The sequence below is a fragment of the Sphaerothrix gracilis Ecp01 genome (genome assembly GCF_030405905.1).
GTDB lineage: Bacteria > Cyanobacteriota > Cyanobacteriia > Phormidesmidales > Phormidesmidaceae > Sphaerothrix > Sphaerothrix gracilis.
This window is the reverse complement of record NZ_JASATW010000011.1, coordinates 1-22,829: the sequence shown is the minus strand read 5'-3', so window position 1 is coordinate 22,829 and position 22,829 is coordinate 1. Positions and strand designations below refer to the sequence as shown.

General features: G+C 53.3%; 22 protein-coding genes. 10 read left to right on the top strand and 12 right to left on the bottom strand.

Going from position 1 to position 22,829, the window contains the following annotated elements:
* Window positions 1-46 precede the first annotated feature (46 nt).
* From QJQ48_RS13645 to QJQ48_RS13630, 4 genes are all read left to right on the top strand, one after another.
* Window positions 47-1,312 carry a metallophosphoesterase family protein gene (locus QJQ48_RS13645; RefSeq protein ID WP_346291793.1) on the top strand — a complete coding sequence of 422 codons (1,266 nt, stop codon included), beginning with the start codon at window positions 47-49 and terminating at the stop codon, window positions 1,310-1,312.
* A 68-nt stretch (window positions 1,313-1,380) separates the two neighbouring features.
* Entirely contained in the window at window positions 1,381-3,864 is a 2,484-nt protein-coding gene (locus QJQ48_RS13640) for a hypothetical protein (protein ID WP_346291792.1), read from the top strand.
* A gap of 269 nt (window positions 3,865-4,133) precedes the next feature.
* On the top strand, window positions 4,134-4,583 hold the full coding sequence (locus tag QJQ48_RS13635) for a hypothetical protein (protein WP_346291791.1): 450 nt from the start codon (window positions 4,134-4,136) through the stop codon (window positions 4,581-4,583).
* Window positions 4,584-4,645: 62 nt separating this feature from the next.
* Window positions 4,646-5,092, top strand: a complete 447-nt coding sequence (locus QJQ48_RS13630; RefSeq protein WP_346291790.1) for an RNA recognition motif domain-containing protein — start codon at window positions 4,646-4,648, stop codon at window positions 5,090-5,092.
* 160 nt (window positions 5,093-5,252) lie between these two features.
* Here the strand turns inward: QJQ48_RS13630 and QJQ48_RS13625 are convergent, their stop codons facing one another.
* Entirely contained in the window at window positions 5,253-5,735 is a 483-nt protein-coding gene (locus tag QJQ48_RS13625) for a flavin reductase family protein (protein ID WP_346291789.1), read from the bottom strand.
* A 93-nt stretch (window positions 5,736-5,828) separates the two neighbouring features.
* Entirely contained in the window at window positions 5,829-7,226 is a 1,398-nt protein-coding gene (locus QJQ48_RS13620; protein WP_346291788.1) for an NAD-dependent malic enzyme, read from the bottom strand.
* A 155-nt stretch (window positions 7,227-7,381) separates the two neighbouring features.
* Here QJQ48_RS13620 and QJQ48_RS13615 point away from each other — a divergent pair, with 155 nt between their 5' ends.
* Window positions 7,382-7,846 carry an SRPBCC domain-containing protein gene (locus QJQ48_RS13615; protein ID WP_346291787.1) on the top strand — a complete coding sequence of 155 codons (465 nt, stop codon included), beginning with the start codon at window positions 7,382-7,384 and terminating at the stop codon, window positions 7,844-7,846.
* A gap of 134 nt (window positions 7,847-7,980) precedes the next feature.
* Here QJQ48_RS13615 and QJQ48_RS13610 read toward each other — a convergent pair whose 3' ends face one another.
* Together QJQ48_RS13610 and QJQ48_RS13605 are read right to left on the bottom strand one after the other, a co-directional pair.
* Window positions 7,981-8,166: a hypothetical protein gene (locus QJQ48_RS13610; RefSeq protein WP_346291786.1), complete on the bottom strand. Its 186-nt coding sequence runs from the start codon at window positions 8,164-8,166 to the stop codon at window positions 7,981-7,983.
* 149 nt (window positions 8,167-8,315) lie between these two features.
* Window positions 8,316-9,221 carry a dienelactone hydrolase family protein gene (locus QJQ48_RS13605; protein ID WP_346291785.1) on the bottom strand — a complete coding sequence of 302 codons (906 nt, stop codon included), beginning with the start codon at window positions 9,219-9,221 and terminating at the stop codon, window positions 8,316-8,318.
* Between the two features lie 192 nt (window positions 9,222-9,413).
* On the opposite strand from QJQ48_RS13605, the gene QJQ48_RS13600 reads away from it, so the two are divergent.
* Window positions 9,414-10,397: a ParA family protein gene (locus tag QJQ48_RS13600; RefSeq protein WP_346291784.1), complete on the top strand. Its 984-nt coding sequence runs from the start codon at window positions 9,414-9,416 to the stop codon at window positions 10,395-10,397.
* 5 nt (window positions 10,398-10,402) lie between these two features.
* Here the strand turns inward: QJQ48_RS13600 and QJQ48_RS13595 are convergent, their stop codons facing one another.
* Window positions 10,403-10,969, bottom strand: coding sequence for a hypothetical protein (locus QJQ48_RS13595; protein ID WP_346291783.1), 567 nt, complete (start codon window positions 10,967-10,969; stop codon window positions 10,403-10,405).
* Between the two features lie 8 nt (window positions 10,970-10,977).
* On the opposite strand from QJQ48_RS13595, the gene QJQ48_RS13590 reads away from it, so the two are divergent.
* Together QJQ48_RS13590 and QJQ48_RS13585 are read left to right on the top strand one after the other, a co-directional pair.
* Window positions 10,978-11,544: a hypothetical protein gene (locus tag QJQ48_RS13590; protein ID WP_346291782.1), complete on the top strand. Its 567-nt coding sequence runs from the start codon at window positions 10,978-10,980 to the stop codon at window positions 11,542-11,544.
* Window positions 11,545-11,566: 22 nt separating this feature from the next.
* Window positions 11,567-12,280 carry a DUF3153 domain-containing protein gene (locus QJQ48_RS13585; RefSeq protein ID WP_346291781.1) on the top strand — a complete coding sequence of 238 codons (714 nt, stop codon included), beginning with the start codon at window positions 11,567-11,569 and terminating at the stop codon, window positions 12,278-12,280.
* Window positions 12,281-12,289: 9 nt separating this feature from the next.
* Here QJQ48_RS13585 and ruvB read toward each other — a convergent pair whose 3' ends face one another.
* The 3 genes from ruvB to hemE form a co-directional block, all read right to left on the bottom strand.
* Window positions 12,290-13,408 (bottom strand): Holliday junction branch migration DNA helicase RuvB, encoded by a 1,119-nt coding sequence (gene ruvB, locus QJQ48_RS13580; protein WP_346291780.1) that lies wholly within the window; start codon window positions 13,406-13,408, stop codon window positions 12,290-12,292.
* Window positions 13,409-13,507: 99 nt separating this feature from the next.
* On the bottom strand, window positions 13,508-14,509 hold the full coding sequence (locus tag QJQ48_RS13575; RefSeq protein ID WP_428843050.1) for an NAD-dependent epimerase/dehydratase family protein: 1,002 nt from the start codon (window positions 14,507-14,509) through the stop codon (window positions 13,508-13,510).
* 106 nt (window positions 14,510-14,615) lie between these two features.
* Entirely contained in the window at window positions 14,616-15,680 is a 1,065-nt protein-coding gene (hemE, locus tag QJQ48_RS13570) for a uroporphyrinogen decarboxylase (RefSeq protein ID WP_346291779.1), read from the bottom strand.
* A 179-nt stretch (window positions 15,681-15,859) separates the two neighbouring features.
* Here hemE and QJQ48_RS13565 point away from each other — a divergent pair, with 179 nt between their 5' ends.
* The gene (locus QJQ48_RS13565) at window positions 15,860-16,393 is read left to right on the top strand and encodes a phycobiliprotein lyase (protein WP_346291778.1); all 534 of its coding nucleotides are present in this window, start codon (window positions 15,860-15,862) and stop codon (window positions 16,391-16,393) included.
* Between the two features lie 23 nt (window positions 16,394-16,416).
* Here QJQ48_RS13565 and QJQ48_RS13560 read toward each other — a convergent pair whose 3' ends face one another.
* From QJQ48_RS13560 to QJQ48_RS13545, 4 genes are all read right to left on the bottom strand, one after another.
* Window positions 16,417-17,013 carry a hypothetical protein gene (locus QJQ48_RS13560; protein ID WP_346291777.1) on the bottom strand — a complete coding sequence of 199 codons (597 nt, stop codon included), beginning with the start codon at window positions 17,011-17,013 and terminating at the stop codon, window positions 16,417-16,419.
* Between the two features lie 105 nt (window positions 17,014-17,118).
* On the bottom strand, window positions 17,119-19,389 hold the full coding sequence (locus QJQ48_RS13555; RefSeq protein ID WP_346291776.1) for a DUF3769 domain-containing protein: 2,271 nt from the start codon (window positions 19,387-19,389) through the stop codon (window positions 17,119-17,121).
* An 88-nt stretch (window positions 19,390-19,477) separates the two neighbouring features.
* A complete protein-coding gene (locus QJQ48_RS13550) occupies window positions 19,478-19,594 on the bottom strand; it encodes a photosystem II reaction center protein I (protein WP_346291775.1) in 117 nt (38 codons plus the stop codon).
* 223 nt (window positions 19,595-19,817) lie between these two features.
* Window positions 19,818-21,281 (bottom strand): hypothetical protein, encoded by a 1,464-nt coding sequence (locus QJQ48_RS13545; protein WP_346291774.1) that lies wholly within the window; start codon window positions 21,279-21,281, stop codon window positions 19,818-19,820.
* A 68-nt stretch (window positions 21,282-21,349) separates the two neighbouring features.
* Here QJQ48_RS13545 and QJQ48_RS13540 point away from each other — a divergent pair.
* On the top strand, window positions 21,350-22,829 hold a 1,480-nt coding region (locus tag QJQ48_RS13540; protein ID WP_487247699.1), incomplete at its 3' end, for a glycoside hydrolase family 38 N-terminal domain-containing protein.

The window sequence follows — 22,829 nt, the reverse complement described above, 5'->3', positions numbered from 1 at the left end:
GAGGGTACAGTATACCTGTACCCTTTTTGCGTGGCAAAATCCTAAGATGGCTCGTTTTTTGCACCTGGCCGATATTCATCTAGGCTTCGATCGCTACGGTAGCTCAGAGCGGACAAAAGACTTTTTCAAATCTTTCAATGATGTTATCGAACGCTACGCCATCGATGCCGCAGTAGATTTTGTTTTAATCGCCGGGGACCTATTTGAGCACCGCAATATTCAGCCCGCGATTTTGAATCAGGCGCAGATCGCGCTAAAAAAGCTGCAGGCAGCCGCAATTCCGGTTTTGGCGATCGAGGGTAATCACGATAACCGGCCCTATGGAACGCCCACGAGCTGGTTGAAATATCTGTCAGACTGGGGCTTACTCAAGCTGTTAGAACCCAATCCAGCTACAGACGAAGCGGCTTTCTATCAGCCCTGGAGCGATCGCACCCGTCGCGGCGGCTACATCGATTTAGAGTGCGGCGTGCGCGTACTGGGATCGAGCTGGTACGGGGCTGCCGCTCCCCAGGCTATTCAGCAAATTGCTAACGGGCTGCAGCAGCTGCCGGTTGGCCCCGCCCACACCGTTTTAATGTTCCATCACGGCCTACAAGATCAGGTAGCTCGCTACGCCGGAGCGCTGCGCTATGAGGAAGTCCGTCCCCTCAAGACTGCCGGGGTTGACTACCTCGCTCTAGGACATATTCACAAAAATTACGCCGAGGAGGGCTGGATCTTCAATCCGGGTTCTTTGGAAGCGAACAATATCGAAGAAAGCCAATATCAGCGGGGAGTTTACCTAGTTGAGATCAACGGGCAGGGCATCCAAGCGACGCTGAAGCAGGATTACCATCAGCGGCCTATTGTCCGCTTAAATTTGAAGGTGCGAGGCCAAGAAACCCTAGAAGACGTTGAACAAATGGCGATCGCGGCTGTGACTACTGCTGTTGACACCGGAGAGATCAAGCCAGATTTACAACCCATTGTAGAGCTGCGAATTGAGGGCCAGGTTGGCTTTGAACGCTTAGATCTCGATATCCGCCAGTTGCAAAATCAGCTTCAGCAGCAGAGCAACGCCCTGATTTTTCTGCTGAAGTATGAGGTTGATCAAGTCGCTTATGCTTCACCGCTCAGCGATGAAAGCCACCGTCTCCAGGTAGAGCAAGAGGTTTTTCATGACCTGCTCAGCGCTAACAACGTCTATAAAAAGCGAGCGCCTATGCTGGCTCAGGGTCTGATTGATCTCAAGGATATGAGCTTAGAAGATGCAGCGGAAGCAGCTCAGTACGCCTTTTTGCAAACCCTACTTGATGATGAGCCAGCCTGATCTCAAGCATGAGCCAACTATTAGAGTTTTGCGTACCCTAGAATTTATCGCTCGTGACTTAACGCGCTATGGCCCCTGACTCTACTGCAGATTCTCCAACGCCGCTTTCTCCTGAGCAGCAAGCCGCTCTCTTTGCTCAAGCAGTTGCGGCCCTGAAGCAACAAAAATACGAAGCCGCCACTGCCATTCTGCAGCAGCTACTCAGAGGCACAACCAGCCGCCGCTATCAGGCCAAAGCGCAAATGGGACTGGTTAGAGCGCTTGCCGGTCAAGGAGATATCGCAGCGGCGATCGCGCAGTGTCAAGCACTGCAGCACCATGCCAGTCCTCAAGCGCAAGCCTGGGCCAAGCGGACTCTAGCCGAATTGCAGATCCAAGCAGCGACAGCCGAGGCCGTAGAACCCCCTCCGGGCCAAGAAGATTTAAGCGGGTTTACGCCACTTGAGGCTGACGCAGCCCCTACGGCTCCTGAGAAAGCATTCCCGGCTCCAAAGCCTACTCCTGGCGACATCAGCGGTTTTACCCCTTTAGAAACTTCCGCATCCCAGCCATCTGAGCAAGATTTGCAGTCGCCTCCTATTGCCCCCACTTCCTCAACGGCTGATAGCTTTGACGGCAGCGGTTCTCTGTTTCAATATGAACGGCTGAATGCGGCTACGGGTTCTCCGCCGCCTATCCAGGCAGCCTCCACGCCCATCTCCGCTCCAACTGTTGAACCTCAGACGGAGACAAATCTCCCTGCTGCAGCCCCCCAACTGCCTAACCAGACTCAGCTGCCAGATAGGCTGCGATCGCCTCAGACCTTATCTAGCGCTAAACCAGTTGATGTGTGGTTGTTGAGTGCGATCACCGCGATCGCCTGGGTATGGCTATCAACCTGGCTGCTGCATCGAGTCACCCTAGCCCTCAACAGCCTCTTGGCCCTGATCCGCTGGCCTTTCAATCCGCGACCGCTGCTCTTTTTCTACCACAGCCATCCTTTTTTAGTTTTTCTCTTCTGTTTGGGGTTAGTCTTGGCCTCTCCTTGGCTGTTTGACGAACTGCTGAAACGCCTATATCAGCTTAAGTCGTTCTCCACGCGGCAGCTAGAAGTTCACAGTCACGAAGCGGTGCTATTGCTGCGCCGGGTCTGTCGTCAGCGTAACTGGCTCATGCCCGATCTTAAACTGCTGCCGACCTCCATACCGCTCTGCTTTAGCTATGGTTTCAGTCCACGCTATGGTCGTTTGGTAATTAGCCAGGGGGCTTTGGAGCAGTTCAGCGAAGACGAGCTAACCGTACTCTATGCCCGTGAGCTGGCGCGGATGGGCCGGGGGGACTGGCCCATCCTTTCAGGATTGGGACTTTATCTACAGTTTTTTTACCAAGGGTACGTGTGGTTAGCCCAGCAAAGCGATTGCCAAACCGCACCTACCTGGCAGAAGCTACTGGGCGCGGCTTCAGCGATTTGCTATAGCCTGTACTGGCTGATGCGCAAGCTGGGACTAGGGCTAGCTCGACTCGGCACAGCCAAGAGCGATCGCGCTGCTGCCCGGCTGACTGGCAATCCCAATGGCTTGATTAGGGTTTTGCTGAAAACAGCCCGCCTTACGGCCACCCATATTCAAGCCCAACGACAGGTGCCTACTTTGCTTGAAAGCATTGATTTACTCACCCCACTGAGCGCTCAGGTGGCTATTAGCCAGGGCAGCTTTGCTGAGACTCTGCCCTGGTCTGAAATTTTGGTCTGGGATATGCGCAACCCCTATCGCCACTGGCTGACCTTCAATCAGCCCCAACCCTTGCTGGGTGAGCGGATTCAGTGGCTGAGCCAGATGGCTGAACAGGAGGGCCTGAAAAGGGCGATCGCAGAAGTTGCCATGGATTCCCCCGCCGTTCAAATCAAATCCTTCTCCGCTTTTTATCGCTACTGGCAGCCCCTCGTAAAGCAGGGTGGGCCAATTGTAGGACTGCTGATAGGCGGAGCCTTGGCCTTAATTCTGTGGTTTATAGGCGGCATTGCCAGTGCCTTTAACATTTGGCAGCTTGACTGGCTTTATCAGGATCAATCGCTCCTGCAGGGTAGTCTGCTAATGGGTTTTGGGATTGGCACACTTCTACGGATCAATCAGCTTTTCCCCGATATCAGTCCGACCCGCAAGCCTTCTAACCCCGACTTAGCAGCGCTTTACCGTCGTGACGAACTTTTACCCATCGACAGCATTAGGCTCATCGTCGAGGGCCAGCTTCTAGGACATCCGGGCAGCCTCAACTTGCTGGGCCAAAGCCTACTGCTAAAAACCGATCAGGGCCTGATCAAGCTACACTTTTCTACTGCACTAGGGCCGCTAGGCTACCTTTTCCGGCAGAGTCAACATCATCCGGCTAGTCTGATAGGACGTTCAGTCACAGTGGCGGGCTGGCTGCGCCGGGGTGGACTGATTTGGTGTGATATTGAGCGTCTTCAGACCCAGACAGGCAAAACGATTCGGGGACAAGCGCCTATTTTCTTGACCTGGATTAGCACAGCCGCCACGCTCATGGGTATCTACATTATCTTTCGAGGTGGCTAAAAGTTAAGAAACATTGCGGCAATGGGCAAAAAGTGTTAATTTTTGTATAGGACTCCAGTACACCTAGGTGTGACTTACTTTTTAACGAGGTCGCATTTGCCCTTAAGGGGTAATAGGTATCAGGTTCTCCTACTCTCAACACAGCAAGATTGACCAGCCGTTGTGCGGCTGGTTTTTTCTAGGAGCGTCTGTTCTGGCTGCAAGAGTGTCCTGAATCGCTCCCGCCTGTCTATCCAGCCTCTTAAAAAAATATTCGTTTTTTCCTGCGGTTGAAGTTTATTTTCCTTAAAATGAGAATAGGACTCGCAATTGGTAAAGTTGTAGGCGATCGAGGACTGACTGCTGGTTTTGAGCCTCGAACTTTACTTTGTACAGCTTGCTTCTTTGTTTTGGATCTGCTTGAATTAGAGTTCTATGGCGCTTTAAACCTGCTTTTCAATACCTACCCTGGGTCGTGGTACCTTAGTGATTGGCGCAATTCGTTGGTAAGCTTTCTAGGAAAATTAACGTTGTCCGAATCACTTTATGCGGATAGTTCATCGCTAACAGCTCAAATTGGCCTGCGGTTTGATCAGCTATGGCATAGGTTAGCTATCTATTTTCAGGCTAAAGGCGATGTCCTCCCACGAAGTTCAGCGTGCGTATCTTCCATTCCAGCGGCGATAAGTTTTTCTCAAATTGCAGATATTAGCCTGTGGGTACCTGAGCGTTTTGGTTAAGTGCTCTACGGTTTTGCTGTTTAACAAAGTGTTGTGTCCTAATTAGGTTAGAGGTATCTTTTATGTCAGTTCGTTTATACGTGGGCAATTTGCCTAAAGAGCTAGAGCGTGAAGAGTTGGAGGCTATTTTTGCCGACTACACCGAAGAGATTGTATCTATCAAGCTGATTTCTGATCGGAAGACGGGCAAATGCCGTGGTTTTGGCTTTGTCACCGTCAAGACCGATGAGCAGGCAGACGTGCTAGTGGAGAAATTCAACGGCTATCAGATTCAAGACAGCTCTCTCAAAGTTGAGAAAGCGCTGCCTCGTAGCAAAGGCGGCAAGTCTGATGCAGAGTCTAGTGAAAGCGGCGGGAGTGCCCCAAATCGCCGTGGTAAGAGCAAAAGCAAGGCTCGTGGCGGCAGCTCTACTTCCACTTCTACTGATGCTGCCCGTCCCGATCCGCGCTGGGCGGATGAGCTTGAGAAGCTGAAGGAACTGCTGGCAGCGCAGACAACGTCTTCATAGCGGCAGTTTTCCAAAGCGATTGTTAATAGGCTTTTTTGATTGAATCAGCCTTATTAATAATTTTCTCAAAGCAAAAATTTTTCCAATTAAAGCGGGGACATCGTTAAAAATGTCCCCGCTTTTACTAGTTTCTAAAAATTGCTCCAGGTTGCTTGCAGGCTTAGCCGCCGTACTGCCAGCCCGTATCTTCAAGCAACAGGGGCTTACCTTCTCTATGCAACGCAGCGCCGACAACTTCACCCACAAAGACGGTATGATCGCCGTGTTCTACGCTCCCAACCACATTGCATTCTACGTAGCCTAGCGAATCTTTGATCACTGGACAGCCAGTTTCTTCGCCGGGGTAAAATTCAATATCTTCAAACTTGTTGCCGACACGACGTAGCGGCTTAAAAAAGTTTTGGGCAATTTCTTTTTGTCCGGCTTCCAGGAAGCTGATCGCAAAGACGCCGCTAGATTTGAGCATTGTATGAGAGGTGGAGTCATTTTTGACGCAGTTGACCACCAAGGGCGGTTGGAAAGACGCCTGCATCACCCAGCTTACGGTAAAGCCATTTAAATCGTCCCCAGACTTTACGCCACAGACATAAATGCCGTGGGGAATTTTGCGCAGCAGTGTCTTTTTAGCTTGTTCATCTAACAAGGTGTTTACGTTCCTTTGCTAACTACATGGCTCAGTGTATTACAGATGATTTTCACCCAGCTATCTTTCGGGCGGCAGAAGTCGCTGGCCCAATTAGCGCCGAGCCACACCAGCATCTCTAGCAGCCTGCTGCACCGCAGAAGCAACTGCAAGGGCGACCCGTGAATCAAACACCGAAGGAATGATGTGTTCTGGACTCAGTTCGCTGGAGTTGACCAGAGAGGCGATCGCGTGAGCCGCCTCTAGGTACATGGTGGTGGTAATCGCCTGAGCCCGGCAGTCTAGGGCACCGCGCAAAATCCCCGGAAAGGCCAAGACGTTATTAATCTGATTAGGGTAATCGCTGCGACCTGTCGCCATCACCGCGACAAGACCTTCCACCTGCTCTGGCTGGATTTCCGGAATTGGATTAGCCATAGCAAACACAATTGGATTGGCCGCCATCGCTTTGACCATTTCTGGTGTCACTACGCCAGGAACGCTCACGCCTAAGAAAACATCCGCATCTCGCAGCGCATCTGCTAATGTGCCTGGTGTAGCCACGGCAAAAGCCTGTTTTTCCGGCGTGAGCTGGGAGCGATCGCTCGAAATAATTCCTTTCGAGTCGCACATAATGATGGTGTTAGCGCCCGCTTTCTTCAGCAGGCGAGCAATCGCAACCCCGGCAGCCCCAGCGCCATTGATCACAATTTTGATGCTTTCTAGGGATTTATTGACCAGTTTCAGGGCATTGAACAGCGCGGCTAGAGATACGATGGCCGTACCGTGCTGGTCATCATGAAATATGGGAATGTCTAGTTCTTGCGCCAGGCGAGCCTCGATTTCAAAACAGCGCGGGGCGCTAATATCTTCCAGATTAACGCCGCCAAAGACGGGAGCAATGCGCTTGACGGTTTCGACAATTTCGTCCGTATCCTGGGTGTCTAGGCAAATGGGAAAGGCATCTAACCCCGCAAACGCCTTAAATAGCATGGCTTTACCTTCCATCACTGGCAAAGCCCCGGCTGGCCCCAAGTTTCCTAAACCCAGAACGGCGCTGCCGTCGGTGACAATTGCCACCGTGTTGCCTTTGATTGTCAGGTCGTAGACTCTTTCTGGCTTGGCGGCGATCGCATTGCAAATTCTGCCCACTCCTGGCGTATAGGCCATTGCCAGGTCTTCCTGATTGCGCAGCGGCATCTTACCTTCCACGTGGATTTTGCCACCTTTATGCAGGTTGAAGGTGCGATCGTGAACGTTCAGCATCTCAATGCCATGCTGCTTTAACTGACCAATAGCATCGGTAATTTTTTCGGCATGTTCTGTACTAGCTGCATCAACGCTGATGTCCCGAATCACTGAATGACGCGATCGCTCAATGAGATCAAGCTGTCCGAGATTGCCACCGGCCTCGGCGATCGCCTGAGTGACTCTGGCTAACATACCTGCCCGATTTGGAATTTTTAGACGAAGCGTTAAGCTAAAGCTGGAGTTGGGAGTGAGTTGGACCATAAGACGCTTGAACGGCTCTTTTGCCTAGATAACTTAATAAATGTTAAGCCCAATAGGTAATTTCTATTGAACTGACCTAGTTTCTAGTCTGGCTAACCGACTCTCTTTACACTGTTCCTTATGGACGAATCTGCTTCGCGCCTGCTGCTCCCGCCATGCCTAGTTTGTACGCCGAAATTGAAATTGAAGCCGCCCGCGAAAAAGTATGGCAGGCTTTGATTGCGAAAGAAAAATGGTACTGGTGGAATACTTTTTTGTTTGACTGTGACCCGCAGCAGCCCTTTCGCGAAGGGGCGTCTGTGCTGCTGGCACTGCAGCGGCTGGAAGGAGACGAAGAAACAGAATTTCAGCCAACGATTGTGCGGCTACAGCCCCCTCTCCAGCTACGATGGGTTTCAACAGCCCCTGGGTTTAAGAGCGAACACCTGTTTGAGCTGCAAGATATTGGTCCCAACCGCACCAAATATAGCCACCGCGAACGGGTTTCAGGCGGGCTGGCTAGATTCTTTCTGCCCTTTATTCGAGATGACGAAAAGCGCGGCCTCAAGCGGATGGCGCGGCAGCTCAAGCGCTATGTAGAGCGGGGGCCAAAATCTCCCTACCAGAGCGATCGCTGGTGATGGTTCCTACTGCTCGGCTTTTTGCCGCTACTACCGCAGCCAACATAGAATCAGCCCTTTTGATGCGTATTGAATCAAAAAGGCTGACCTAAGCGATTGAGCTTGAATATTTGTCAGATGGCAGCGCTTGCGGACTACGCTGATTTCTGTAGTTGCCATTGACAGACCAGATTACCGTCAACAACGCTCCAATGAGCGGCTAAACGCTTTTTTTCGGGATGATTGGGCTGACTAAACTGAGCATCAATTCCTAGGCTGTCGGGTTCACGCAGCAGAGGCAGGGGACGTTCAGCCGAATTATAGGGCAGGGGGAATGGCATGGACTATTTCCTCGCTTGAATAACAAACTTAGTCGTTACGTATAGATACGGAGGAAATATCCGTCATTTCGCTGAGTCCTTTGTGACATTGCTGTGCAAGCACAGTGAGCTTAATCAGCTCAAAATGTAATTTAAATCACCCAGCCAATCTAACGAACTGCCGACGAAGCCGTATCTTGCAAATACTGAGCAAAAAACTCGGTCGTCTTGGCCCAAGCATCCGCTGCGGCCTCTGGCGCATACCGCTCACCGGAAGGATTGGCAAAGGCGTGACCCGCCTCTTCGTAGATATAAATTTCTGCAGGCTTGTCCAGCGATTCTAAGGCGGCCTCAAATTCGCGCACCTGCTCTACTGGAATGGCCTGATCTTCAGCCCCAAAAAAGCCAATAATTGGCATCTGTAATGGTTCTAGCTGCTCCGGTTCAGTGACGAGACGACCATAATAAATTGCCAAAGCGTCTAGCTGTTGCGGCAGCAATAACCCCGTCTGCAGTGACCAGCCACCGCCAAAGCACCAGCCAATTGAACCAATAGCAGAGGCTGCCTGCTCCGTGGCCAGATAGTCAAAAGCTTGCTGCAAATTAGCTTCAGCAGGCTCAGGGTCATTCATTACCGCCTGCATCAGCTGCCGAGCGGCTGCAGATGTATCAGCGACCTGGCTATTGTAGAGGTCCACGGCCAGGACGGTATAGCCCTCCCCGGCTAGCCGCTCTGTCATGGCGCGAATATTGTCGTTTAGGCCCCACCATTCATGAATAGCAATGATGGCGGGCAGCCCGGCTTCTGCGCCCTCAGGCTGGGCCAGATAGCCCGTGATAGGCTCCCCCGCCACGGTGGCATAGGTGACTGCCTCTGCTGTGACAGGCATAGCAGGCTCTAGCAGCGCTGCCTCAGTAGCTGTAGGCGTTTCACCGCGATGCTCCTGCTCCATGCGATCGCTGAGATTAGGCGCTGACTCAGGAGACGTAGAATTGGTGTCACTGCAGGACTGGAATAGAAGAGTAGTGCTGAGAGCTAAGCCAAATAAAACGGTAAAGAGCGATCGCAAACGCATAGTCTTTAAATGTAAACTGGTTTGCCATCGTAGCCGTTTTATCCCGCAGTCACCTCCACTAGAAGGGATAGGTTAAAACGTAGGACTTGCAGCGGCTAGGTACAATCGCGCTGATGCGGGGGGAACAGGATGCGGTAATATATTTTGCCTAAGACGGGATCGCCTTAATCAATCAGGTTGGAGTGTCAGCGTATGCCTCATATCATCGCAACTGCCAATATGAAGGGAGGCGTTGGCAAGACAACGCTGACGGTTAATTTAGCGGCGTGTTTAGCCAGAAACCATCAGCAGCGCGTCCTAGTGGTAGATCTCGATACTCAGATTAGCGCTACCCTCAGCCTGATGTCACCGGCGGATTTCGCGAAGCGGCGCAAGGAGAAACGAACCCTGCGTCACTTGGTCAATCAGATACTCTATCCAGACAAATATTTAACGCGATCGCCTTCTGAAGTCATCCGGCCTAGCAACCCGGATGCGCCTAACACGGCTAATGCGATCGCCGGATACCTCGGCAACGTCAAGGGCTTAGACCTGCTGCCCGGCGATATTGAACTCTACGATGAGTTCATGGTTTCCAAAATGCTGCACGAGCAGACTAACGCTAGAGGTGAAGAAGGACGTTTTGAAGCAACCTGGAACCACTTTGAGCAGCGGCTGATCTACTCGATTCTGGAGCCTGTCTTCAACGACTACGATTTTATTATTTTAGACTGCGCTCCCGGCTATAGCCTGCTGACTCGCAGCGGCCTCTTAGCCAGCGATTTCTACATGCTACCAGCGCGACCTGAACCGCTTTCAGTTATTGGGATTCAGCTTCTGCAGCGCCGGATTGAGCGCCTGAGAACTACCCACGAGGCCGACAAGATTCGTCAGATGCAGCTTTTAGGCATCGTCTTTACCATGTCCGGCAATCTGCTCACCGGGCGCTATTACCGTCAGGTGGTCAATCGGGTACGACAAGACTTCAGCGGTCAGCAACTATTTAGCGTCCATATTCCTAGCGACGTGCGGGTGGCCAAATCAGTCGATCGCTATCTGCCCGTCGTCCTCACCGATCCAGAAGCAAATGCCTCTAAAGCCTTGGCCAAGCTCACCCGTGAGTTCTTAAGCAAGCTGAAGACAGCTCAGGGATCTAAAGCTCAGGAATCTAAGCTCAGTCTGTCTGAGCTAGAGTAAGCAGCTCAATATCGATACGGGTAGTAGTTATAGTTATTATTGAGCGGGGCAACGTTACTACGCTGCAGGTTGTAGATATTGTTCAAGCTGCGGTGAGGCCGCCGAATCACCCGTGTCCGGTGGATAACTCGCCCGGAGCTGCCTGAACGAAAAACAGGATTGATCAAGGTTGAGTTGTTGATTTCTGAGTTGATAATCACGGGGCGATTAAGAGTGGCATTATTGATGCGAGCGCCGTTGATTACCGTTCTAGAACCATAGGGGGAATAGGTGGGATAGTAGTAGCCAGGATGGTTGCCCACTGAAATGCCAAAGTTTGACGTTCTGATGCTAAAGCCGCCGTTGGAAATAACGACAGTATCAGCCGCCGCGGGTTTGGGGGTTGCCACCAGCAAAGTTCCGGCGATCGCCCCTAAAACAGCCAGTCCCCAGCGAGAGGGTTGTCCTAAAGCTAGATTGAAGGAGGTAAGCATAATTCCTCTACTCAGTTGACTCACAACACAGTGCAGGCCGCATCCCTGACCCAAAAACTCATCAGTCCCCATCGGACTCCAGAGTTTTTTAGAATCCATATATATCTATGATGTCTGCTGAACCGCAAAAAGTTCAAATAATGGGGACTGAAAACACAAATTTTGCCAAAGTTGAGTTTGCTTCGGGGCTACAGCTTTTTGAGCGCGGCGACTATCGCCGCTCAATCACACATTTTGAGAAAGCACTGGCTCTCGCCAAGTGGCAGACGCTTTTGGGGGGAGAAATCCAAACCTGGCTGGTAAATGCCTATGCCGCTTGCGATCGCAGCCGCGAAGCGATCGCCCTCTGCGAAAAACTAACCCTACATCCGGACTTAGAAACCCGCAAGCAGGCCAAGCGGCTGCTGTATATTCTTAAAGCACCCAAACTCAAAGCCCGTCCGGAGTGGCTGAGCGAAATCCCAGACTTGGGCGCTATCGACGAAAAAGATCGCGATGCGATGCCTAATCTTAGCCGCTATGGGCAAACTAGCATCCCCGTCAAGAAAAAGAAGCCTCAGCCCCAGCTGGAACCTTTGGATCTCAGTCAGGTGAACACGCAGGATAATTTATTTCTCTGGGTGGCGCTAGGAGCGGCAGCGCTGGTTGTCGGTGGGCTGGTTTGGTGGGGATAGGAGAGGTAGGGAAGGCGAGGAGATGGGGAAGATGTGGCGGCGGTGGTGGTTGGCGGCATGTATAGGGCTGATGGCGCTGTTGCTGTCGGGATGTTTTCAGTCGGCGATTGATATTCGCTTTGCTAGCCAGACTCACGGGATGATCAGCCAGCAAGTCCGGCTAGAAGAACGGTTTACCCGGCTGAGTGCAGCCCAGGTGCAGCAGTGGTTTGATCAGGCAGCGCAGCAGGCGCGATCGCTAGGAGGGTCTGCCCAGCACAATGCCCTAGAAACCTGGCAGATTAAGGTGCCGTTTAATAATGGCGCAGAGCTGGTAGACAAGTTCAACCGGCTGATGGCGGCTGAGACGAGTGGCCTGCTCGCTGAGGTACTGGGGACTGCTGCAGTGCGATCACAGCTCAGCCTGTCGCAGAATAACCTGATATTTGCCCTGCGTAATCACCTGAACTGGGATTTGGATCTACGGGCAGTTGAAGCAGCTCAGCCCACAGGCGGCGTTTTATCTAACATTGAGCCTTTAGACCTGCGCTTCAGCCTGACGACACCCTGGGGCATTAAGAGCCTGACTGCTCAACCTGGCGAAATTTTACAATCGGGGCGATCGCTGCAGCTCGGCCAGCTCAATCAGATTGAAGCCGTCTTCTGGGTGCCTAGCCCAATTGGCATAGGGGCGGCGGCGATCGCGCTGCTGGTGCTGCTCGGCTGGTTTGTGCGCGATCGGGTTCTAGGTCCCTGAGGCCACGACCTACAAAATTGTGAGCTGCTGCTCCCCTAGGGATAGGCTATTGGCCTGCACCTCATAGCCCAGATGCCGACAGGCCGCAGGCGTCACCACCCGACCGCGCGGCGTCCGCTGCAGATAGCCAATTTGCATCAGATACGGCTCATACACCTCTTCAATTGTCTGGGCATCCTCGCCAGTAGCCGCTGCCATTGTGTCTAGCCCCACCGGGCCACCGCTGAAATTTTCAATCATCACGGTTAGCAAACGCCGATCCGTCCAGTCCAACCCACAGGGATCAACGTTAAAGAGCTGCAGCGCTTCCGCCGCGATGCCCTCAGTAATTGCGCCGGAGGCTTTTACCTGCACATAGTCCCGTACCCGCTTCAGCAGGCGATTGGCAATTCGTGGCGTCCCCCGCGATCGCCGGGCAATTTCTCTAGCGCCGCATTCCACAATTTCTGTGCTTAAGACCTTGGCCGTGCGCAGCACAATTTCGCTTAGCTCATCGATTTCGTAAAATCGCAGCCGCTGCACCAAACCAAAGCGATCGCGCAGAGGAGAGGTCAGCGCCCCTACCCGCGTGGTCGCACCGACTAGGGTGAAGGGCTGTAGCGGAATACTGCGGGTGCGGGCGCTCTGCCCTTTGCCGATAGTGATATCTAGCCGCGCATCTTCCATCGCCGGATACAAAATTTCCTCTGTTACCCGTGGCAGGCGGTGAATCTCATCAATAAACAGCACGTCCCCCGGACGCAGATTCACCAGGAGCCCCACAATATCGCGCGGACGCTCTAGGGCCGGGGCAGTGGTGATTTTGCAGCTTACCCCCATTTCCTGCGCCAGAATCAGGGCCATTGTGGTTTTGCCCAGGCCGGGAGGGCCGTAGAGCAGGAGGTGATCGAGAGGTTCCTGGCGCGACTGAGCCGCTTTAATTGCAATGTCGAGGACTTCCTTGAGTGCCTTTTGGCCGATGTAATCAGCAAACTGATGGGGCCTGAGGCCCTCTTCCTGACGAGGCGTTTCTTCCCCAGTGCGTTCTCCAGACAGCGACGACGGCGTATCGGCACCGGGCGATCGCGCTTTGTCCCCTGGCAACGGGGATGAATTTGACTCTGGCTGCTGAGAAGAAATAATGGCCATCGGCTCAAGGCAGCATCAAGAAACAGCTATAGGGCAAATGTACTCATAAGTCGGCCATCTTGCAACTGCAGCCGCCCCTAGCGCAGTAAAAATTGACTTCTAGACGCCGCTGATTTCGAGTAAGTCTGTCAGCGTGGGACAGTAAGGCTCCAGCCCCAGGGTAGCCGGATTGACCGGAGCTTGATAGGTAAAATGGCGGTAGCGCAGGCAGAAGCGATCCCAGTCGGCCATGCGAATATGAAATACCGAAATTAGCACGTTGGCTAGGCCCAAAGACAGCGGCAGCCGAATGCAGATGTGCTGGTTCAGGTACTGGCAGGTTTCTTCAATCGCCTGATCAGCGGTCATGGCTGGGTTGCCCAGCACCCATTCTCGCGGAGCCTCAGGCGGTTGCTCAACCAGATGGCTCACAACTCTGGCAATATCTTCGGCATGAATGAAGTGGAAGCTGCCATCAGCCTTAAAGAAGCGAATTAGCTTCATCCACTTGACCACGTCAGCCAGTCCGCCGGAAATGTGAGAAAAGGGCTTATCCTTATCGCCACCAAAGACCAGCGTTGGAAAAATTGTGGTGATTTTGGGGGCGATCGCCAACTGCTCTAGCTTCTCGTGGCAGATGTACTTGGTGCGAATGTAGTCAGTGCCAATTTCGCCCGCTTCCTTAAAAGGCTGATTGTCTTGATCGAGGATGCTGGCAGTGGAAAAATAGATCACCTGCTCACAGCGATCGGGATCGAGCAGCTCCATCAGCCGCAGGGTTTGGGTGACGTTAATCTCATAGGTAATCTGCGGATCGCCCCAAGCCGCCGCCGTCAAAATCGCCACATCCATAGTGCCAAGTAAGTCGGCGAAGCGGTCAATCTGTTTGAGATCCCCCTCGATGACGTGTACCTGGGGATAATTTTCAATATTGAGTAAAAGCTTTTGGGGATTGCGCAGCAGCAAAAATAGTTCGTGGGGCGTTTCCTGCATGAGCGCTTCCACAATGTAGTGACCAATGCAGCCACTAGCTCCAGTAATGAAAATGCGCTTAGGCGATCGCGGAGAGGACGCTACAGCAGGCTGGGATTGAGCGTCAGAAGATAGGGAATCGGTTGACACGAGAACGCTACAGTACGAGGCTGGACGCTAGCTCAGATACCTCTAAGCTAACGTCCAGCTTAACCCCAAACCTACAGAACGCCTAGAAAAATGCTGGGGCGTATTGCTAAGCAGAGGCTGCCAGCAACTGATCGACCTGCTTGGCGGTTTCAAAGAAGTGGGCGGCATTCTCTTCAGGCGTCCCCGGCAGAATGCCGTGCCCCAAGTTGAGAATATGACCGCGATCGCCCGCTTTGCGAATAGTATCGAGAATGCGATCGCGAATAAACGCCTTAGAACCAAACAAAACGCCTGGATCAACGTTCCCCTGCACTATCCTATCTGGCCCCAGTCGCCGCCGGGCATCGGCCATATCTACCGTCCAGTCCACGCTGATAATATCAACGCCAGATTCCCCCATCAGCTCTAGAACGCCAGCGCTGCCGCTGATATAGAGAATTAAGGGCGTATCGGGATGGGTCGCCTTCACCTGACGCACAATCTGCTGCTGATAGGGCAGCGCAAAAGTCTTATAGTCTTCCGGGCTGAGCTGTCCGGCCCAAGAGTCGAAAAGCTGTACCACCTGAGCGCCACAGTCAATCTGGTAGCGCACGTAAATAGCAATATTGTCGGCAATCTTGCTCAAAAGCTGGTGCAGCATCTGCGGCTCCGAAAACGCCATGCCTTTAATCACGGCGTAGTTCTTAGAGCTTTTCCCCTCAATCGCGTAGGCAGCTAGGGTCCAGGGAGAGCCGACAAAGCCCAGCACGGCTGCCTCGCTGCCCACTTCTTGCCGCAGCGTTTGCAAGATAGTGCGAATAAAAGGCAGAGCTGTCTCTGGGTCTAGCTCATGCACCTGATCAATTTGCTCCTGGGTGCGAACCGGCGGCATGATCATGGGTCCTTTGCTCTCCACGATGTCAAAGGGAATGCCCATCCCCGGTAGCGGCGTCAAAATATCGGAAAACATGATGACGCCATCAGGCTTAAAAGCTCGCCAGGGCTGCAGGGAGATCTCAATGGCCAAATCTGGATTTTCAGAGCGTTCTCGGAAAGAAGGATGCTTTTCCCGTAAATCTCGATAAACCTTCATGTAGCGACCTGCCTGCCGCATCATCCATACCGGCGGTCGTGATAGTTTCTCTCCCCGCGCGGCCCTGAGCAAATAAGGAACCTGATCTAAGCCTGTCATTGAAACGCCACCGCTACTAAGCGAACTTTTTAAAGTGCATTCGTTAGCTTACCATTGTGTGATTCTGGCCCATCAGTGGATTGCTCGATCGCCCCCCTATTCAAGTCCCATTGCAAGGGTCAGCAATAGGCTTAGAATGAGGAAACGTAAGCTCTATAGTCATAAGTCAAACGTCTGTCATGGAGATTGTGAATTTTTTTGAAAAACTAGCCGGTAGCTGGTTCTCTCAGCGCACCACGCACTACGTCTCCACCCAAACGTCTCAGGCAGGACAGTCAGATTTGCAAATGGAGCTAGTTGACTCGGAAGACCCAGAAGTCACTCAGCTCTGCCAGCAGCTTGGAGCCGAGCCGCAACAGGCTTTATTAGGAATGCGAGTTACTCAGGACAGTCAGCTCATTGGCGAAACGCAGCGGCAAACGAGTTCTACCTTTTTAGTGCTGCTCAAACCAGATGCCGAAATGAGCGGGCAACTGCTGAGACAGGAATCTACTGACTTCAAGTCTCCAGTTGCCGGACGCTATACCCTAGCCGATGAGGTACTCACCATCGTCACGGCTAACGAATCTCTCAAGGTGGAAGAGCGCCTCTGGTTTGCCAATCCCAATCTGCGAATGCGCACCAGCCTGCTAGAAGCGGCAGACGGCTCTAGCCTAGCGTCCTTCTGTTCTGAAATTCGTCGCGGCGTCACAAAACCACCGTCAGAGTCATAGCCGCTATCTGGGCTAGCTGATTTTTAATTGGCTTGGTGAGCAACCGCTCGTAGCTTGGTGTAGAACTCGGAATGCTCAGCGGGCGGCACAAACTGATGAATTGGAGCCGGAGAGGTTCCTAGCTTGGCGGCGCTTGCAGATAGCTCAGGCCAAGATGACTGCGATCGCCCAGACAGGAAGGGATTAGGCTGCGATCGCGGCTGATCTTGCATCGGCTCCATTGGTCTTGACGCTAACTCATTTGGGGGATGAGGTTCCGCTTCAGAAGCTGCCTGAGCGGAAGCAGGGCTTTGACTCGCTTCTAAACAGTTGTCAATCTGCTGATAGCCATAGGCAAAGCGATCGCCTAGAGGACTACAAATCATCCGCTCAAAATCGTGACTGAAGTGACGAATCGGTTCCTGCCGTCGCTGCCAAGCCCGCAAAAGCTGATCAACGGAGATAGCTTTATAGCGTCCCTGATGTAAAGCTTCAATCACCGCGGCGCGAATCCAGTCTGCCGGGATAGTGCGCTGCTGCCACAGGTGAACCCACTGGGTAGCAGAATAGCCCATCAAATCAAAGCTGTAGTGATTCAACAGAGAAACTGCCTGATCCGCGTGAGCATCTGTCATCACCATGATTTAGCACTCGCGTAGAAACTCAATTGTTAAGTGTAGCGTGGGCATCTAGAGAGAACATCCCCCTACTTCATAAATTAGGTGACAGGCAACTAGCCAACCGCATTACTGAATGACCCCTCCTTCAACCCGTCGCGCACCTCCCCCCAACGGCCCCGGATCGCCAGAATAATCAAAATTACTGAGCCGAAAGCCGACAAATCCGCTGTTTTGCGTGGAGTTGTAGCGCACAATCACGCCGTAGGTTCGACGGCTATACTCCAGGATGTAATCTAAATTGATTGGCTGGCTGTTGTCTAAGTTAAAGCTTGTCTGAATACCAGCTCGAAAAGGACCGTATATTTGCTGAATGATGCCAAAAGAGATGCGTCGCTGATCGGCATCACGGTCAAATAGGAAGGGGGACTGATCGCCGCGAGCAAAGTTTTCAGAATAGGCCAGATTGATCCGCGTGTAGTCCAGATAAGGCCGAGAGAAGTGGCCAAACTGCATATCTACGCCAACGGTACCCGCCAGCGTTTCCTGCAGCGAACCGTCGGTGTAGTAGGTGCCTACGCCCCGTAAACCCGTAAACAGAACGACATAGGGTACGACGGGCGTAGGCGTATAGCGCAAGCCCTGGTCTGGGGTAGCGGGCAATCCTTCTCCCTGCCAAAGCAGGAAGCTCTTGCTGAGAAAAACGCCTGCCTGGAAGCGCCCTAGGCTGATCAATCGGCGATTGTCATCATCGCTGGGATCGATGAAGCGAGCTAAGTCAGTATTGGCAGTCACGTACTGGCCGCCTAGCTGATAGCTGAGATTGATTCCCGTATCCCCAAGCTGGAAGACCGGAGAAGAGAGGACAGCGCCAACGGAACTTTGTACGTTCTGGAAACCTAAGGAACCGTTAAAGAGGCGATTGCGATAGCTGGCTTCTAGGGCTAGGGTATGGCTGCCTAGAGCCTGCCGAAGACGAGTACTGGCCCGCAGGCGATCGTCGATATTGCTGAGATCTAGCCCTGGCACGCTGGCGACCGCTCTCAGCTCGGTATCGGGGCCAAACTGGCGGGTGAAGCGGGTGACAAAGCCGAAATTCTCCAGAGAACCCACCTCAGAATTGTCAAAAAATCGACCCAGATAAAATTCTGGTGTGACTTGCAGCTTGGTCGTTCCGGAATTGATCAGGTTGATGTCACGACCGACAAAAAGGCCGTCGCGATCGCGGTTATCGATGCCTATATCCGTGGGCAGCAGGCTGAACTCATCGCTTTCAACCTCGCCTCGATTGATAATAAAGCGCGATCGCGGCAGCGGCAGCGAGAATCCCTGATCAAAGACAACGCGCCCGTTGTCAAAAACCAGTTCATCCTGAAACTCCGAAATTCGCGTTAGCCGAGCCGAGTTGGCCCGAAATTCTAGCTCTGGTGGCGAAAAAGGATCGTTGGTTAAGCGAATTTGCTGGGCTTGCCAACCTTCAGCATTAACGTCAATTTGTTCGGTTTCAAACCGTAATCGGCGCAACGCCGACGCTGAAACCTGGTTATCGCCTTCAGTGCCAAATTCTAGATTAGTGGGATTTGTGACTCGACCGACGGGCTGGTAGCTGGTGGCGCGAGTGCTCAGCGGAATATTAGAGCGGGCCAGGACATCGTTGTCCTCTGCGGTGGAAAGATCATCATCAAGGGTAGGCAAAAATAAGACACCAGCGGCATCAAAAACCGTTCCCGCTGACTGCAAGAGGTTGTACTCAGCCCGCCCTCCCCGAATAACCTGATCGCCCCGCACCAAAGCCACGTTGCCCTCTGCCACGGTGATGCGATTGTTTAGGTTTACCCATAGCCGATCGGCGTCTAGCACGGCATCGGGCAATGTCAAAACAACGTTGCCATAGGCAGAAACCACCTGACGGATCTGATCATATTCTTGCTGGTTGGCCCTAATTTGAACGGGCGTATCTGCCGATTCTGGTTCCTCACCAGGAACATCCGTGACGTCAGGAATTTCGGGCTGCTCAATATCGCCCGGCTCTACCTCGTCAGTGGGTTCTACGAGTGGCGCTGTCGGTCTGACTACGCCATCCTTCCAGACGCTGCGATTGGTGGAGGGAGCCGCTTCAGGCAGGGGTGAAATCGGTGGCACCGCCTGACTCAGCTGCGGTGCTGTAGCCTCGGTGATGACCGAATCCGCGATCGCCGCTGAATCAGCCCTCTCTACCCAGTCCTGAGACGCTGTTTGAACAAACTGGCTAGAAACGCTGTCAGGCTGATCTACGGCAGGGCTGAGCTGAATGACTTCTGCTGAGTCTATGCTGGCCTCAACAGAAGTCATTTGCAATGGAGCCGCCGAAACATCAGCAGCAACAGGGGGCAGAGCAGGGGGAACAACCGGGTAGGGCATACCAAATCTAAAACATCTCAAAAAGATAGCCCGACCAGGCGGGCTACTTTTGTTGGGTTGCTAATCGCTGACAGTTCAGCGTTGAGCTTTATTCAAAGTCTTGGCGTCCGGGGTTCCGAGACGGGTCTCCGCTGAGGAATCCAAAAATAAACAAGCCAATGAAAAAGGCTACAACCAAGTAGACAACAATCTTAAGGGTTAGCATGGAGCGCTCTCCAAATAGGGGATTTCTACTATGGCTATCATATCGCCAAATGTTACTCGCCTTTTTGAGGGATTTTATCTAGGTGATTCGATTGACGCGGCCAAATAGAATCAGTTCCGCAAAATACAAATTGTAGAGCAAGCAAAGAACGTTTTTATCCAACATGGCTTACGGCTAGAACTCTTTTTGTCTCTGGGTTTCCAGTTTCTAAGTCGCCGCATCTTTACCTTTGTATTCCTCCTCCTGGATCCCCTCTGAGGCGATCGCGCAGCCGCTCAAACCACTCCTCCAGCCAAAGCAGGCCCTGATCAATCCAGCGCAGCAGCTTTTCCAAAGGATGCTCGATATACTCAATCACCGTCGCCGTAGTTTCAATCCAATCAGGATTTGCGGTAGCAGCGCCAGCGGTAGCTTGAGTCATCTGAATGGGGCTGCGACTAGTGTGAGACAGCGGGATTACTCGGTTCGTATGGACTGAAGTGGATGAAAACTGAGACTCACGTACATCCAGCACGCTGACGGAGCTGGCCCCAGCCACGGGCGAGCGGCTAAGCAGCTTGTCTAGTTGAGCAAGCATAAAAGGCCGTTTAGGAGAGGCGAGCGGCTGAGAAGAGGCTGGTGGAACTTGGCGCAGCGACTGAGGCTGACGCAGCTTGGCTAGCAGCGACATTAGCCGCTGGCGATAAGAGAATAACGGAGGCTGTGGACACTCAGCCGTAAGGGAGGATGAATCAGGCGTGACAGCAAGAGTATTTTGCCATCCGCGCAGTCCACGTAAGAACTGCCTTATCTGCTGACCATAGGGGGCAAGCTGCGGCTGGATTAGTCTTGGCGGCGAAAAACTGGATTCGGGTAGGCTCAAAGCGGGCGATCGCTGATGTGTTGTGATCCGTCGTCGCCAGCCCAAGGCCGCAACCAGCTCAGATTCTTTGAAGAGGTTGGTGGCGATCGCCACCGGACTGGTCTGCATCCAGCCCATAAGCTGACGAAACAGCTCTACCGGCGGCAAAGCCCGGCTCTTACGGCGAGGCAGCGGCAAGATTCCGGCCTGAGCCTGAGCAAAGGCCCGCGCCTGCCGCTGGGCGTACCAGTAGTGAGCGATCGCCCAGCTAATGTACTTGCTCAGCGCCGCCTGCTGCTGCGCGGTGAGAATATCTAGTTCGGCGTTACCCGCCGCGATTAGGACTAAACGGCGATCGCCCAGGTATGAGGCAATTCCCTGAACCTTGAGAGCGCCGATGGCAGCTTGCTCAGCCGCTGATTTTGCTAAAGTTTGGGGCAGCCCGGTCAAGGCCGTGACCGTTGCCGGTGCGAGAGCGCCATCTTCCACGGCAGCTTCTGGCAGCGTCAGGCGATCGCGCGGTGGCGCAAATAGCTGCAGCACCTGCAAAATCGGTTCGGAAGCCTGGGGCGATTCTGGCACTGCTGCCGCTTCTGGCTCAGCCGGACGCCCAAACAGCCGCCCTAAGAGCGATCGCTTCGGCTGGGGAGCCTGACCAAACTGCCGCTTCGCCACGCGGCTGGTTTGAAACAGGGCATAGACCGGATAAAGTACAACCTGTGCCCCCCAAGTTGCGGCCACCTTAAGCTGTCGCAGAGAGCGCTGATAGCGATCGCTAACCTGGTGTACTTGGCGCAGCACCCCCTTTAACAAACGGCTTTGATAAGGACGTGAAGAAGAAGCCATGTCAGCGCTGCTCAAAGTAATCCACTGCCCTGATCTTACCGAAAGTCATGCCCCACTCCGGAAATCCGTTGAATTGTAACGCTGCGATCGCGGCACAGCTTACCGAGACACAGCAGCAGCTTCGCAGCCTCAGCCAGCAAGACATTCAGGCTCAGTGGCAATACTCTGAGCAAGATTGGGAAATTGCCGATTTGGTCGAGTCGCAGGCTGACGCCAACTGGGCGATCGCGCCTCTAAATGAGCGGCAGCACATTGCCTGGGATAAAGGCCAAAAAGTGCTCTGGCTGTGGCAAACCCTGACCGTACCCGCCAAGCTCAAAGGCTATCCGCTCACGAGCCTAACACTGCGGCTAGGACTGACCTGGTGGGCCGTACAGGCCGACATTTTTATTAACGGCCAGCTCGTGCAGCAGGGCGACCTCTTCGACTGCTTCACCCGTATCCGCCTCACCTCAAATGTGCAACCAGGCGAACAATTTCAGTTGGGGCTGCGCTTGGTGAGTCCGGGGCATGATCCTGGCGCTCTGGTGCGATCGCAGCTATTTTATGAACTCTCTGACCGCCCAGATCAAAGCTGCCCCGAACCCGGTTTTGTCGCTGATGAACTGGCTGTTCTGCACCGCTACCTGAGCCAGTTTAAGCCGGAGGCGCTGAGCGAAGTTGCAGAAGCCACCCAGCTGGTTGACTGGCAGCAAGTTAGTCAGCGCGATCGCTTTCAGCAGTCCTTGGCTCAAATGCGCGATCGCCTCCTGCCCTTTAGCCCCTGGCTAAAACAGCGGCAGATTCACTGTATCGGTCACGCTCACCTAGACCTCGCCTGGCTGTGGCCCATCGCCGACACCTGGGAGGCCGCCCAGCGCACCTTTGAATCTGTGCTCAATTTGCAGAAAGACTTCCCCGAACTGACCTACACCCACTCCAGCCCAGCCCTTTTCGACTGGTTAGAACGTCACCGCCCCGACCTGTTTCAGCAGATTCAGCAGCAGGTGGTAGCGGGCAGATGGGCGATCGATGCTGGTCTCTGGGTAGAACCGGAATTCAACGTCATCAGCGGCGAATCCATCGTGCGCCAAATTCTCTACGGTCAGCGCTACTGTTTGGAAAAATTCGGCAGCTACAGCCCTGTAGCCTGGCTTCCCGACAGCTTCGGCTTTTGCTGGCAGCTACCCCAGCTGCTGCAACTGGGCGGGATGCATCTTTTCGCTACCCAAAAGCTGCGCTGGAACGACACCACCCAGTTTCCCCATGAGCTATTTCACTGGCAGGCTGCCGATGGCACACCTATTCTCAGCCTCAATCTTCCCCCCATCGGCAGCGACATTGACCCGCTTAAAATGGCCGACCATGCCTGCTACTGGGAGAGCCAAACCCAGCTTAACCAGTCTCTCTGGCTTCCCGGCATGGGCGATCACGGCGGCGGCCCCACCCGTGACATGCTAGAAAAATTTCGCCGATGGCAGACGTCGCCCTTCTTTCCCAGCTTGAAGTTTTCGTCGATGGAGGCGTTTTTGGCAGAGGGGGTGGGGATAGTGGGTGGTGGGGATAGGG